The organism is Cyclobacterium sp. SYSU L10401 (assembly GCF_010993705.1).
Lineage (GTDB): Bacteria > Bacteroidota > Bacteroidia > Cytophagales > Cyclobacteriaceae > Cyclobacterium.
The window spans coordinates 155,209-170,652 of record NZ_WOFO01000008.1 but is presented as its reverse complement, the minus strand read 5'-3'; the positions used below and the strand labels follow the sequence as shown (position 1 = coordinate 170,652).

Genomic DNA, 15,444 nt, shown 5'->3' with positions numbered 1-15,444 from the left:
TTCAGGGATAAAAAGCCTTTATACGTTTGTGTTCCATATCCGCTGCTTTTCCATCACCCTTCCGGGAGAGAATAGCTGCCCGTAATTCATGACATTGTTTGGCTACATAGGAGTCCGGAAAAGATTTCACAGATAGACTTAACAGTCGGTAAGCCCTCTCTTGATCTTTTTCATCACCTGTTTCCATAAGGCGTTTACCTTCTTCATAATTGGCTTTCCATTGCAAGGCCTCCGGACGCATTCTTTCCTCCTCCTGAAAAACCGGAAAAGGGGTGATTTCCAGGGGTTCTTTTTTCTCTTTTACCACTGGTACGGACATGGAAAAAAAATCAGCAATGGCTTCGAAATAAGCCCTGGCCTCCCGTTTGTTGTAGGCGCTCAATTTAAGCCTGTCTTCTTCCTCAGGATGGGTAAAAAAGGATGCCTCTGCAATGATGCCGGGAATACCATATGTTCCCCGCAGTACACTTGCCCCGGCTCGGGAAAAAATGGTAAAATCAGAAACCAAACTAAAGGGACCCTGATCATCAAATAGGTGCTGGAGCAAGTGCTTTGCCACCTGCTGTCCCAGTGCCACACTGGCACCGTTCTCCAAAGCACTTCCGTGAAAATAAATGATAGGAAAATTGACCGCCGGATCTGCTGTGGCATTGTGGTGGATAGAGACAAATAATTCTGCCTTGTTTGCAACTGCCATTTTACTCCTGTCTTCCAAAGAGACAAAAGAATCGTCTCTTCTGGTGAGCACCACTTTTGCCCCGGCATTTTCCAGCAAATCCCTCAAATACAGGGCAACCCGTAAATTCACCCACTCCTCCCGCTCACCGGTAGGACCCACGCGGTAAGCATCAGTATCTGCTGTACCTCCATGACCGGGATCTATACAAATCACTCTTCCTTTCAATTGATCCGGAGAACCATAAACAGAGAAAGCTGAAGATGAACCGAACGCTGCCATACCAATGGACAACAAGCATAACATCAAACAGGTCTTTAAATAGGAAGGCATCTTTTGTAGCATTTATTTATAGACAATCACCGATAGTAAGGGCATCTTATCTCTGGTATTTTGGGTATAGCCCCTCGGAACCAAAAAGCCGCCAATGCATGTATTGGCGGCCATGAAGAATATTACATTCAGGTTTGGTTCAATTGATTTCCAAAACTTCCAGTGCTTCAGGGGAAGTTTCGGGTACCTGTACCACCTTTTTTATTTCTTCGCTCCCCGCATTATCCGAAATCCCCAATGGACTATCCAAAGGAATAAAAGGTGCAATGACTATGGAAACGATAGAAGTCAGCTTGATCAGAATATTCATGGAAGGACCTGAGGTATCTTTAAAGGGATCTCCTACCGTGTCCCCGGTAACAGAGGCCTTGTGGGGCTCAGAGCCTTTGTAATACATTTCTCCGTTGATTTCCACTCCTTTTTCAAAAGATTTCTTGGCGTTGTCCCAGGCTCCTCCGGCATTGTTCTGAAAAATCCCCATCAAAACACCTGAGACGGTTACTCCAGCCAACATGCCACCCAACACTTCATGCCCAAAGAGGAAACCCACAATAATGGGCGATAAAAGGGCGATTGCACCCGGTGCCACCATCTCCCGAATGGAAGCTTTGGTGGATATCTCCACACATTTTTCATAATCCGGTTTTTGGGTATAGTCCATAATTCCCGGCATCTCTTTGAATTGCCTCCTCACCTCATTGACCATATCCATGGCTGCCCTACCCACGGCAGCTATTGCCAGGGAAGAAAAAATAAAGGGGATCATGGCTCCCACAAACAATCCGGACAATACATCTGCCTTATAAATGTCTATGGTAGAAATACCCGATATCCCTACATAAGCAGCAAATAATGCCAGGGCTGTCAGGGCGGCTGAGGCGATAGCAAACCCCTTGCCCGTTGCTGCGGTGGTATTGCCAACGGCATCCAATATATCTGTTCTTTCCCTGACCTCTTTGGGAAGGCCGGACATTTCTGCTATTCCACCGGCATTATCGGCGATGGGACCAAAAGCATCAATCGCCAATTGCATGGCGGTGGTGGCCATCATGCCTGCGGCGGCTATGGCTACTCCATATAATCCGGCTGCCATATAGGAAGAGAAAATTCCTCCGGCAAGCACCAAAATAGGCAACACGGTAGATTGCATGCCTACTGCCAGACCGCCGATGATGTTCGTGGCATGGCCCGTAGACGATTGCCTGATGATTGAATTGACCGGACCTTTACCCATGGCGGTATAATGTTCGGTAATGATACTCATCAGGGCACCTACAATCAATCCGATAAAAACAGCTCCAAAAACTCCCATTTTGGTAAAAGCAATGGAATTTAACCTGGACATGACCAGGTCTCCCTCAGGCAGCATGTAATCGATCACAAAGAAAGAGGCAGCTACCGTTAACAGGATTGAAATCCAATTCCCCCGGTTTAGGGCTGCCTGTACATTTCCAGTTTCGGACTTAATTTTAACGAAAACGGTTCCAATAATAGAGAAAACCAGTCCCAGACCGGCAATAACCAGCGGCAACAGCACCGGGGCAATCCCTCCAAAGTTGTCATTACTTACAATTTCCCTTCCCAATACCATGGAAGCCAATATGGTGGCCACGTATGAACCAAATAAATCTGCACCCATTCCGGCCACATCACCTACGTTATCACCTACGTTATCTGCAATGGTTGCGGGATTCCTTACATCATCTTCCGGTATTCCGGCTTCAACTTTTCCCACCAGATCGGCTCCTACATCAGCAGCCTTGGTGTAGATCCCTCCTCCTACTCTGGCAAACAAGGCAATAGATTCTGCCCCCAGGGAAAACCCGGCCAATACCTCCAGGGCGGTCTCCATTTCATGCCCATTGACATCGCCTCCGGAAGACAATACAAACATGTTGTAAAATATGATAAATAAGCCTCCCATTCCCAATACGGCAAGACCAGCTACTCCCAGACCCATAACCGTCCCTCCGGTGAAGGAAACATTCAATGCTTTGGCAAGACTTGTTTTTGCCGCCTCAGTGGTTCTTACATTGGATTTAGTGGCAATTTTCATTCCCAGGTATCCGGCAAAGGCAGATAAAACGGCTCCAATGACAAAAGATACTGCAATAATGGGACTGGAATTGTCCAGTAATGTGCCCGACCATCCCAGGATGATGGCAGCAATCACTACAAAATAAAACATTACCTTCCACTCCGCTTTCAGGAACGACATCGCTCCCTTACCAATATAACCCGCCAACTCTACCATGTTCTGTTCACCGGTAGGCTGCTTGGTTACCCAGGCAGATTTAATGGCCATCACCACCAACCCAAAAATACCCAAAAAAGGGACCAAATAGAGAAATAATTGTTCCATATCAGCTATTAAAGAAATATATAGATTTTTTAATTTCGACAAAGATATTATTATTCCTAATCCTTTCAAGAAAGAAACTGTAAAAGATACATTTGATGGACCTAATCCATCAATTTGAAGCTTTATCACTCAAAAATTCCTGATTTTTTTAATAAATTCACCTGTAAATGAAGCTTTTTCCCAAAATCAACTCCTCCCTCTCCTGCTGTATACAGCGGATACAGATGTCCTGACGGGATTTTTACCATTGATCCTTTTTCTGTGGAATTTTGTCATTAATTTTAGGATAATTAAATTTCAAAAGCCGAACCCAGCCCATAATCATGAAAAATTTAACAGGCAAATCGCTGTATCCCCTTCTCCTACCTCTACTACTCTGCCTGATCCCTTATTTTGGAATTGCCCAGTCAGTAGATACCATAAAGCGTAAAGCCTTTCTGGAAAACCTACTGGAACATAACAGACCCCATCCGAGAGCTGATCAAAGGACCAGAAATGTGTTTGCCTCCTTTGAACGCCTTAGCTTTAAGGACAGCACATGGGGTGCCTGGCAAAAAAGAACCGGTGAACTGCCTCCTGATTTCGACTTACTGCCTGATATCCCTTTCCTCCCAGACCCTCTGGTCCTGGAGGTAGGTGGTCAGCAGGTCCCTGTGAAATCGATGGAGCAGTGGCAAAACAAAAGAGAGTGGATCAAAGAACAAGCCATCCATTTATTGTCCGGTACCTTTCCCAATCCCCCTGAAAACCTTACTTCAGAAATAATTTCAGAACATATGGAAGGTGCCATCAAGGTTCAAACCGTCCTGCTGAAGTTTGGCAATCATGAAAAAGCCCGGTTGACCCTGGAGGTTTACACTCCCCCGGGCGAGGGACCTCATCCGGTATTTATGAGCCAGTGGAATCACCGGGGCTGGGTACAAATAGCTGTAAGAAGGGGCTACATGGGATTGATTTATGCCGGAGCCGATGTCTTTGATGAAACCATTGCCTACCAGGAAGTATACCCGGAATACGACTGGTCCGCTTTAATGACCCGGGCCTGGGGAGCACAAAGGGCCGTAGATTACTTGTACACCATACCAGAAGTAGATAAAGATAAAATTGCTTTAACCGGGCACTCCAGAAATGCCAAATTATCGATCTTTGCCGCCGCCTTTGACTCCAGAATCACGGCCCTGATCAGCAGTAGCGGAGGCACAGGCGGCGAGATCCCCTACCGTTATACGGATGAAAGACATGAAAATGAATCTATTGATTACCTTAATTCCATCAGGCCTCAATGGTTTCATCCCCGTTTGCGGTTTTTTAATGGCAGGGAGCACAAATTGCCGATTGATCAAAATTCTCTGATGGCCTTGATAGCACCCAACTCCCTTTTATTGAGTTCGTCCATCAGGGAAGCCGGGGGAGGTGATCCCTGGGCCATCGAACAAAATTACCAGTCCCTGAAGAAGGTATATGAATTTTTGGGGCAGCCAGAAAAATTAGGCATACGCTTCAGGGATGGAAAACATGCGGTGGCTGCCAGAGACATCGAATCTTACCTGGACTGGCTGGACATTCAATTTGGCAGGTCCGACAAAAAATGGGAAAACAAAAGGTACTATAGCTTTGACTTTGATCTCTGGGAAAAGAAAAACACCCCATCTGCCTTGCCAAAAGACCAATCGGTCGAATTACCCTCCTTGGTGAATGACATTTCCTCCATGACCAGGGAAGACCTGAAAGGCTGGCAGGAAAACGTCCGGGAAAAAATCCGGTGGACCCTTGGAAAACAGCCCGAGGGGATCGCTGCCGATCCCATATCAAGTTTAAGCTCCAATAGTGATTACCTGGATTTGTTGCTCAACCGCCCCCGGGTCACCCATGGGATCAGACGAAATATTGCGCCCTACAATGCTTTGGGAGATTACCAGCATGGTGCCCTTTACCTCCCTTCGGATGATCAGGGGAAATTCAAAACAGACAGTGGTAACAAAATCCCGGTTGTCATTTACCTGCACAAATATACCAACACCGGCTTTGATACGGGAATGAACCATTTTATTGAAACCTGTCTGGAGAAGGGGATGGCCGTATTCACCATGGACTTGTTGGGTTATGGCAGTCGCATAGAGGAAGGTGCTGATTTTTATGACAGGTATCCGGATTGGTCCAAAATGGGCAAAATGGTAAAGGATACGCGTGATGCTATTCAGGCTTTGGGTCAACTGGCATTTGTGGATACCGACCACATTTACCTGGCCGGTTATGCCTTGGGCGGAACAGTAGCACTGTTTACTGCTGCTTTGGAAGATCAGGTTGACGGGGTAGCGATTGCTTCCGCCTTTACTTCCTTAAGGGAGGCTGGCGAAGAATTGGAGGGGATCAAGGCCTATTCTCACCTGTATGGTTTGGTCCCAAAATGGGGATTATATAAAGACGACCCTTCCGGAATACCGGTGGATTTCCCGGAAATACTTGCTGCTATCCTGCCCCGGCCCCTGATGGTGGTCAGCCCTGAACAAGACAGGCATGCAGACCTGAAAGCCATCAGCAGTAATTTGAAAAATCTGGAAATTATTTCCAATCAAATGGGGGCCAAAAACAAACCTTACCAGTATATACCAAAAGGGTTTAACCGATTCGCAGAGACATCCCAAAAAGAAATGATTAACTGGATTCACCAGCATACCCCATCGAATAATGACTAAAATAAAACGCCCGATTCCCTCGATTTTATGCCTGCTCTGCCTGTTCCTGTCCATGCCTGCCCTGGCCTGGCAGGGCAACAAAGAAAAACTTACCGGATTGTCAGTTGCCGTCTTTGATGTGGATGCCACTCCCCCGGTTGGAAGTTTGCTTGCCTATGACCGGATGGAAAACAGGGATGATTTAGGCCTCAGGGCCAAAGGAATCGTCCTCAGCGGCAGCGGCCTTCCCATTGTGCTTTGCGCAGTGGACTGGATTGGAATAGGAAATGAAAGCCAGGATGCCTTTAAAGCGCACCTGGCAAAGGCAGCCTCCACCATTCCTTCAAGGGTAGCCATCCATACGGTCCACCAACATGATGCCCCCATCAGCGATTGGGGTGCGGAAAAAATCCTGGTGGATGCCGGACTGGATCCGCAGGCTTTTGAAAGTTCCTTTGACCATGTATTATTGAACAGACTGGAAGAGGCCATAGAAACAGCGTTAACCGAGGCTCAACCCCTCAGCCATGTGGGAACAGGGAAGGCAATAGTGGAAAAGGTGGCTTCCAACCGCCGTATAATAGGTGCTGACGGGAAAGTCCAATATTTTCGTAGCTCCTCTACCCAAGATCCCCAAATCCGGGATTTCCCGGAAGGCCTGATCGATCCTGAAGTTTCCCTGATCAGTTTCTGGAATGGGGATCAACCCATAGCGGTGCTCAGTTATTATGCCGTGCACCCGCAGAGCTATTACCTGACCAAAGTAGCCAACCCCGATTTCCCCGGAATAGCCCGCTACCTGCGACAACTGGCTGTCCCTGAAGCCCTGCATGTGCATTTTAATGGTGCTGGTGCTAATATTGCTGCAGGCAAATACAATGATGGCTCAAAAATCAACCGCAAACTGCTGGCTGAAAGGCTGGCAGCAGGTATGGAAAAGGCATGGGAAAATACCCGCAAACAGGCATTAAACCCGCAGGATGTATTTTGGCAACAGGAGCCCCTGTTGCTGCCTGCGAATGAAGCGATTGCGAAAATCGAGCAGGAAATGCACCTGCAAAACCCTCGCTGGCTGACCAACAACATGCAAAAACTGACCTGGTACAAGCGACAGCAACTGGGTAAAAAAATTGACATCAGCTGCCTGACACTGGGAGATGCCAGAATACTCCATCTTCCTGGAGAACTATTTGTGGAATACCAATTGGCCGCCAAGGCAGTAAGGCCGGATTTATCGGTAGCCATGGCTGCTTATGGGGATTACGGACCGTTTTATATTGGCACAGCGGCAGCCTACCCGGAGCAAGGCTATGAAATCAACGCCAGCCCGGTGACAGCCGAAGCCGAGCCTGTCATCCTGGAGGCCATCAAAAAGTTATTGCACCAGCCAAACCCGGGTCAGGCGGTTACTAGTCCCTACCTTTTACAGCGGGAAAGTGATGTTCCTATCAGAAGCCTCGAGGAATGGAAAGAAAAAAAGAAAGATTGGCAGCACAAGGTGGCCTCTATCATGGGAACGCTACCCTCCCGGGAGCATCTTTCGGTACCCCGGCTTACCTATTCCGATTCCCTGGTGGAAAGCAGTTTTACCAGGCACCAGGTGAGTTTCCCATCTGATGAAAGGAATAAAGTCACGGCCTACCTGTATGTGCCCCACCAAAGCAAAAACCGGCCTGCTATGCTGGTACTACATAGTACAGGTGAAGGGGGGAAAAAAATCGTAGATGGACAAGGTCCGCTGGAAAACAGGGGAATTGCAAGGGAGTTGGCAGAGAGAGGCTATGTGGTGATGGCACCCGATTACCCCAGCTTTGGGGAGCAGAGAAACCATGATTTTTCCAGAGACGGCTTCCCTTCCGGAACCTTGCTGGGCGTTTGGAACCACATGCGATGCGTGGATGTACTGGGTCAGATGCCGGAAGTAGATTCCGATAGGATTGGTGTGATTGGCCACTCCCTTGGCGGACACAATGCCTTATTCGCCGCTGCCCATGACCAGCGGATCAAAGCGGTGGTCAGCAGTTGTGGTTGGACGCCATTTGAATTTTATGACATTGGAGAGGAAGGTTCAAAAAAATACGGGGGACGACTTGGTCCCTGGGCACAGGAAAGGTACATGCCTGCCATCAAAAATCAGCTTCCGGATGCCAGGCTTCCCTTTGATTTTACGGACATCATTGCCTTGATTGCTCCCAGGCCGGTTTTTACCAATGCACCCTTACAGGATAGTAATTTTTCTGTAGCGGGTGTCAAATCAGGGATTGACCGGCTCGCTCCGGTATACCGGTGGATGGGATTTCCGGATAATCTGCAGGTAAGGTACCCGGATGCCGGGCATGACTTTCCCCCGGAAACAAGAAAAGAAGCCTATGCCTTTCTGGATAAATATTTCGGTTTTGATCCCATTAATAAATTGCCCTTTGAATAGCTCCTGCTTACTTATGTCAGGTTTTAATAAAAAATGTCATCCTTTGATGGAAAATAATTTTCATTTTCTTGCATTAAATCCAATATTGATAATCCATCCAACAAGCCATATAAAATTATGAAAAGTACAGCCTCCATTAGTCTTTTGATGTTCTTTTTCTTAGGTTTTCAATCCTGTACTGAGGAAAAGTACGCCGGGCCCCTAAATCCGGAGGCTTCGATGGCCACCTTTGATTTGCATGAAGGTTTTGAGGTACAGCTATTTGCTGCTGAGCCACATATCAAGGATCCGGTAGACCTGGTATTTGATGAAATGGGGGCAGCATTCGCCATAGAAATGCCTGATTATCCCTACAAACCTGAAAAAGGCGAAGGAAGGGGAGTCATTAAGAAACTGGTAGATGAGGATGGCGACGGCCAGGCGGATGCTGCCATTGTTTTTGCCGAAGGCATAGCAGATGCCACCAGCCTGATGCCATGGAAAGGAGGCCTCCTGGTAACAGCAGCCCCCTATATTTATTACATGAAAGACCAGGACGGCGATGGCGTTGCAGACAGCAAAGAAATCGTTTTTTCCGGTTTCTTTGAGAATAATTCGGAGGCCCAGATCACCAACCTGCGATTGGGTGTAGATAACTGGATCTATGCGGCCAATAATGGTCAAAGAAGTGATGTTACCTTCGAGAAAAAACCAGAATCAAGTCCATTGTCCCTACAGGGGATGGATTTCAGGTTTCGGCTTGACAAGGATGCCTTTGAAAAAGAAAGCGGTACTGCCCAGTTTGGCCAAACGTTCGATGACTGGGGCAATAAACTGTTTACACAAAACACCCTGCATATACAGCAGGCGGTTATCCCCGGCAGGTACCTGGAGCGGCACGGCCACTTGTCCAGTAAATCCGTCAACCAAAACATTTCCGACCATGATTTTGAAATGTTTCAAATGACACCTCCCCCCTATTGGAGGGCAGAAAGAACCCGAAGAAGGAACAAACAGTATCAGGAACAGGAATTGGACCGGGTAGAGCATGCAGAAGACTATTTCACAGGCGCTTCAGGAGGGACCATTTACGATGGAGGAGCCTTTCCGGATGAATTTTACGGAGACCTTTTTACAGGGGATGTAGCCGGAAACCTGGTGCACAGAGATCGGCTGGTGCCGGATAAAAACGGACCATTTCTTATAGCCCAACGTCCATCTGAAGAAACCACGAAAGAATTCCTGGCATCAACAGATCCCTGGTTCAGGCCGGTAGGGTTTACTGTTGGGCCAGATGGCTACCTGTATATGGTGGATTTTTACCGGCAGCACATAGAAACTCCGGTTTCCATTCCTGATGATTTGAAAGAGGAAATGGATTTTATGCATGGAGAAAATCACGGGCGGATATACCGCCTGGTACCAAAAGGAACTGAGGCAAGTGCTCCTCAGGTTCCTGATTATTCCCAGATGGATGCTGAAAACCTGGTGGCCCAACTGTCTCATGAAAATGGCTGGAACAGGACCACCGCCCAACGGTTGATCCTTGAAAATCCCAGCCAGGATTATGTGCCTGCATTATTAGAAGTAGCAAGGGATGAAAATCCAAAAACACAAGTTCTCGCCCTCCACTTGTTACAATCTTTGGGATCCCTGACGCCGGATTTGGTGCAAGCAGCAATGGAAAGCGATCACTGGGGTTTGGTAAAGAATGCGCTGGTCCTGGCAGAGGAATTCCCTTCACTGAAAGAAGCTATCTCCCAAAAAGTGACAGATGAAAACCCCATGGTCGCCCTGCAAGCAATCCTTAGCCTTGGCAACGGGGAAGACAAGGATGTCATTGAAAAAATGGCCGAAGCCCTGATGGAAAAGGGAACCAATAAATGGTTTCGGATAGCTATTCTCAGTTCAAATGCCGGTTCAGGTCTTGAGATTCTTGAAAAATTGAAGACGCAATACGACTTTTTTGAAAGCTCAGAAAGCTGGAAAAATGACTACCTGAAGGAGGTGTCCCACATATTGGGGGCGAAAGGAGAAGAGACCCAAATCAAGGCTTACATCGGCTTTTTATCTTCGCTTCAGGACAAAAACCCGGATCATTGGAAACCAATTGGGCTGGATAACCTGAAAAAAGGCCTGGAAAAATCCAAGGAAAGTCATTCTGAAAATTTGGCTGGCCTTTTGGAAAAACTGGAAGCTGCAGAAAATTATACCGAATTCCCCCTTCAGGATTTGATGGCCAACCTTTAACCAAACAATCTCCATGCAAAGAAGAATATTCATAAAATACCTGCTCGGATCATCAGGCTTGATCCTGGTCAACTGTGGAAGTCCCCCAAAAGAATACCAGTTGGATCAGGTTACCGATTGTGCTGATCTCACAGGCCTGAGTGAGGAAGAACTGGAAAAAAGAAAAAGCCTGGGCTATGAGGAAGAAACGCCGGTATCAGATAACCGTTGTGACAATTGCCAACTTTACCTGCCCCCTACGGAAAAAAGGAAATGCGGTGGCTGCCAGCTTTTTAAAGGACCAGTAAAACCACAAGCATATTGTACTTATTGGGCGCCCAGAGTAGAAAATGCCTGAAAGACAATTGATTAACGCTACTGAACAATTGCCAGGGTTTAATCGTTTCCATTAAAAAGGAAAACTTATGGAAAATCCCCTGGTTCCAATAAGCCTGGTTACGGGCTTTCTACTGATTTATGTTGTTGCAGTAGCTGTAAATCTAAACACTGCCCTCATATTGTTAATGTTTTCGATTTCCCCGGTATTGATGATCTGGATGGTCATAAAGGTTTTGAAAGCTGCTTTTGAATCTGCACATACCTTTGACGAAAAATGGTATGAAGACCAGTAAGGTTTAATTCCCCATTTAAGCTGCCTGAGTATGGCAAATCACTGGATATTTTTATATATTTAGGACTATTGCATTGTCCAAGATATAACCTTGATAAATGAAGAGATTAGTTGTTTTATTGGATTTTTCTATCTATTCTTCCCCGCTTCTTCAAATGGCCTACCAATGGAAGGAGCATTTTGGGATGGGGTTGGTTTTTATCAACCGTGTTCCGGGACTTGTACCTGCCATTGCGGACGAAAAGACCCGTACTCAGGTGATCAAACATGAAAAGGAGGATGCCAAAAAGAATTTTTTGAAAATCTTGGATAAAAATGACCTTACACAAGGCGAGGGTATATTTTTAGCTATTGATAATCCATTGATTCCATTTTTAAAAACCTATTTACAACCGGACGATATTTTGCTTTTGGGATTAAAGGGGACGGGATTTTTAAAGAAATACCTTATTGGTAGTACGGCAACAGAAATCATTAATCAATTAAACAACCTGGTTATTGGAGTTCCAAAAAATATCGATCGCAACATCCCCAAAAAATTGGTTTTGGCTTGTCATCCAAAATACCCTGTGAATGAAAATTCATTGAAACAGCTTCTTGGGGCTATTGGAAATAATCTCGAGGAATTGGAACTACTCACAATTATTAACCAAAAATCTGAAGAGGAAGAAAGTACTTCCTATTTACAAAAACTGTCACATGGTTTGAATGAGCAATTGCCCAAAAAATTCAACATCTACCTGGGAAAAGATGCCTTTTCAGAAATAAAATCCAAATACAGGAATCAGCAGGAGATTTTTATCGTCCTGCAAAAAGGGTCCAGAAACCTAAATGATCAGCTGTTTAGGAAATTGTTTATCAATGACCTGATCCATGATGGAAACACGCCACTCATCATCCTACCTTCATGAACTGGCTTGGAGAGATTGCATCAAACCCCTTTTATGAATTTACCATTATCCTGGTTCTGGCAGCACTTTTGGGTAGTATAGGGCAATTGCTCAAGCAACCCCTTATTGTTATGTTCATTGCTTTGGGAATCCTGGTGGGGCCCGCAGTATTGGATGTGGTTCATTCTAAGGATAATATCCACCTATTGGCAGAAGTTGGGATTGTTGTCTTATTATTTATTGTTGGCTTAAAGCTGGACCTAAGGATAATTCAATCGGTCGGTAGGATTGCACTTTTGACGGGAATGGGTCAGGTTTTATTTACCTCACTTATTGGCTTCCTTATAGGAATTGGAATGGGTTTTTCAACCCTCCATAGTTTTTACATAGCAGTTGCGCTTACCTTTTCAAGTACCATCATTATAGTCAAATTATTATCCGATAAAAAAGAGATTGATTCCTTACACGGGCAAATTGCCGTTGGCTTTTTGATTGTTCAGGATATAGTGGTTATCCTTGTCATGATTGTCTTATCTACCATGCGACAAGACAATGAGTCTCCCCTTTGGCATGCCATTCTGCAAACCGTCTTATCAGGAACAGTGCTCGTTTTTTTAACCTGGCTTGCCATGAAATGGATGATTCCCAGGCTGAGTAAATTCCTGGCCAAATCCCAGGAAATGCTTGTCTTATTTGCCATAGCCTGGGCCGTATTCTTGGCATCTTTAGGGGAAATAATGGGGTTTAGTGGAGAAGTGGGTGCTTTTTTGGCAGGCGTCAGCTTAGCTTCTTCCACCTTCAAAGAAACTATTAGTAGCAGGTTGGTGAGCCTACGGGATTTCCTACTACTTTTCTTTTTTGTCAATTTAGGTGCGGATTTGAATTTTGATGTCATTGGCAATCAGGTAGGAAAGGCCTTTGTTTTTTCTTTCTTTGTACTTATTGGCAATCCCATCATCGTATTAATTATCATGGGAGTGATGGGATATAAGAAAAGAACATCCTTTTTGGCCGGGCTGACGGTGGCTCAAATCAGTGAGTTTTCCTTGATTTTCGCTGGTTTGGGACTCAGCATCGGACATATCAATGAAGAGACCGTTGGATTGATTACCCTGGTTGGACTCATTACCATAGGGCTTTCCACTTACCTAATTCTCTATTCACATCCCATTTATGAGTTCATTGCACCAGCATTGAGCATTTTTGAAAGGAAAAATATTAAAGATCCATTCCTGCAAGATCAAACAGGAAAAACTTATGAGCTGATCATTTTTGGATTTGGCAGGTTTGGAAGTAAAATCGCAGATATTCTGGACCAGCAAAAGGAGATCAAATACCTTGGGGTTGATTTTGACCCTCAGGTGGTCCAACAGGAAAAAGAAGCAGGTAGAGATGTGGTGTTTGCAGATATGGAAGACCCCGAAATATTCGACCAAATCCCTTTTCAAACCAGCAAATGTGTGATATCAACCGTCCCCATTTTGGACTCCTCCAAACACCTGGTTGAAACCCTGATCAACAATGATTTTAAAGGTAAAATCTACCTGACTGCCTTAAAGGCAAAAGATCAGGCTTTATTCAAAGAAAGTGGTGCCGACAAGGTGTTGATACCCCACCATATGGCTGCTACCCATTTTTACGAGTCCTATCTGAAGAAACAATTGATTGACCCGGTCAACTGATCATTTCAGGAGGTTTAGCTTCTGATTAAAATCTTTCAACCGGGTTTCCCCATCGATCAACAAGCATTCCAGGCCTGCCATTTCGGAAAAATCTTCCAGAACCTCGGCTGGGAGGTTTTGGCTGAAACAGGTGTGGTGGGCCCCTCCTGCCAGAATCCATGCCTTAACAGCCGTTTTGAAATCCGGCTTTGGCCGCCACATGCACCGGGCCACCGGTAATTGAGGCAGGTCCCTGGGAGGGCTGATGGCTTCGACTTCATTCACTACCAGCCTGTATTTATCTCCCAAATCTACCAGGGAAGCATTAAGCGCAACTCCTCCTCCGGCATTGAAAACCAGCCTTACCGGATCATCCTTCCCCCCAATCCCCAAAGGATGTATTTCACATCGTATCGCTCCGTTTGCCAAGCATTCATCCACTTCCAGCATGTGAGCCCCTAACACCAGTCCTCCCTGCTCTTCAAAGTCATAGGTATAGTCTTCCATAAAGGCATTGCCCCCCGGCAGACCGGTGCCCATTACCTTCATGGCCCTGACCAGTGCCATGGTCTTCCAGTCACCCTCTCCTGCATACCCATAACCCTGGGCCATAAGGCGCTGAACGGCAATCCCCGGTAGCTGCTTCATGCCATACAAATCTTCAAATGTATTGGTAAACCCCTTGAAAGATCCCTGCTCCAAAAACTGCTTCAAACCCAACTCTATCCTGGCAGCATCCCGCAAGGATTCCCTTTTGTCTCCCATCGATTTCAATGTATCTGTCACCAGATACTGCTGTTCATAGGTTTCAACCAGACCATCAACGGCTGCAGGAGAAATTCCTGCTATTTCTGCAACCAAATCACCTACCCCATGGGTATTCACCGAAAAGCCAAAATGCATTTCCGCAGACACCTTATCCCCCTCTGTTACCGCCACCTGCCGCATGTTGTCCCCAAATCGTACAAATTGAGCTCCCTGCCAATCGTGCCAGCCACAGGCTGCCCGACACCAATGGTCTATCTCTGTATGCACTGCCCCCTCTTTCCAATGGCCTACCACTACCTTTCTGGGGATTTTCATGCGGGTACAGATAAACCCAAACTCCCGATCTCCATGGGCACTTTGGTTTAGGTTCATAAAATCCATGTCAATCGTATCCCAGGGTAGGTTGCGGTTAAATTGGGTATGCAAGTGTAAAAGGGGCTTTTGTAGCATTTTCAACCCGTTGATCCACATTTTTCCGGGAGAAAATGTATGCATCCAGGTGATGAGCCCTATGCAATTTTTTCGCATATTCGCTTGGGCAAATACCTCATAAATCTCAGCCGCAGTGGTGACTATGGGCTTGAACACGATATTGACCGCAATTTTTTCTGATGCAGCTAACGCCGATGCTATTTCTCTGGCATGCAAGGTTACTTCAGACAAGACGGCTTCACCATACAGGTGCTGGCTGCCTGTGATAAACCATACTTCATATTGGGGAAAACTCTTCATGGAACCGGTTTGTGTTTTAAATGTCATAATTACACCTTATTTTTGGAAATAAAAAAAATCAGAAAAGGAAATTTCCAGGA

At 46.0% G+C, this 15,444-nt stretch carries 10 protein-coding genes; 7 read left to right on the top strand and 3 right to left on the bottom strand.

Going from position 1 to position 15,444, the window contains the following annotated elements:
- Position 1 precedes the first annotated feature (1 nt).
- Together GL182_RS18060 and GL182_RS18055 are read right to left on the bottom strand one after the other, a co-directional pair.
- Positions 2-1,009, bottom strand: coding sequence for an N-acetylmuramoyl-L-alanine amidase (locus tag GL182_RS18060; RefSeq protein WP_163381185.1), 1,008 nt, complete (start codon positions 1,007-1,009; stop codon positions 2-4).
- Positions 1,010-1,148: 139 nt separating this feature from the next.
- Complete coding sequence (locus GL182_RS18055) at positions 1,149-3,371, bottom strand: sodium-translocating pyrophosphatase (protein ID WP_163381184.1); 2,223 nt, start codon at positions 3,369-3,371, stop codon at positions 1,149-1,151.
- A 323-nt stretch (positions 3,372-3,694) separates the two neighbouring features.
- Here GL182_RS18055 and GL182_RS18050 point away from each other — a divergent pair, with 323 nt between their 5' ends.
- The 7 genes from GL182_RS18050 (at position 3,695) to GL182_RS18020 (ending at position 13,885) form a co-directional block, all read left to right on the top strand.
- Positions 3,695-6,067: a dienelactone hydrolase family protein gene (locus tag GL182_RS18050; RefSeq protein ID WP_163381183.1), complete on the top strand. Its 2,373-nt coding sequence runs from the start codon at positions 3,695-3,697 to the stop codon at positions 6,065-6,067.
- On the top strand, positions 6,060-8,474 hold the full coding sequence (locus GL182_RS18045; RefSeq protein ID WP_240469879.1) for an alpha/beta hydrolase family protein: 2,415 nt from the start codon (positions 6,060-6,062) through the stop codon (positions 8,472-8,474). Before GL182_RS18050 ends, GL182_RS18045 begins: the two co-directional genes overlap by 8 nt.
- 117 nt (positions 8,475-8,591) lie before the next feature.
- The gene (locus GL182_RS18040; RefSeq protein ID WP_163381182.1) at positions 8,592-10,703 is read left to right on the top strand and encodes a PVC-type heme-binding CxxCH protein; all 2,112 of its coding nucleotides are present in this window, start codon (positions 8,592-8,594) and stop codon (positions 10,701-10,703) included.
- Between the two features lie 13 nt (positions 10,704-10,716).
- Complete coding sequence (locus GL182_RS18035) at positions 10,717-11,040, top strand: high-potential iron-sulfur protein (protein WP_163381181.1); 324 nt, start codon at positions 10,717-10,719, stop codon at positions 11,038-11,040.
- A 67-nt stretch (positions 11,041-11,107) separates the two neighbouring features.
- Positions 11,108-11,314 carry a hypothetical protein gene (locus tag GL182_RS18030; RefSeq protein ID WP_163381180.1) on the top strand — a complete coding sequence of 69 codons (207 nt, stop codon included), beginning with the start codon at positions 11,108-11,110 and terminating at the stop codon, positions 11,312-11,314.
- A gap of 97 nt (positions 11,315-11,411) precedes the next feature.
- A complete protein-coding gene (locus GL182_RS18025) occupies positions 11,412-12,224 on the top strand; it encodes a hypothetical protein (protein WP_163381179.1) in 813 nt (270 codons plus the stop codon).
- Positions 12,221-13,885: a cation:proton antiporter gene (locus GL182_RS18020; protein WP_163381178.1), complete on the top strand. Its 1,665-nt coding sequence runs from the start codon at positions 12,221-12,223 to the stop codon at positions 13,883-13,885. Before GL182_RS18025 ends, GL182_RS18020 begins: the two co-directional genes overlap by 4 nt.
- Here the strand turns inward: GL182_RS18020 and araA are convergent, their stop codons facing one another.
- Positions 13,886-15,391, bottom strand: coding sequence for an L-arabinose isomerase (gene araA, locus GL182_RS18015; protein WP_240469878.1), 1,506 nt, complete (start codon positions 15,389-15,391; stop codon positions 13,886-13,888).
- Between the last annotated feature and the right edge of the window lie 53 nt (positions 15,392-15,444).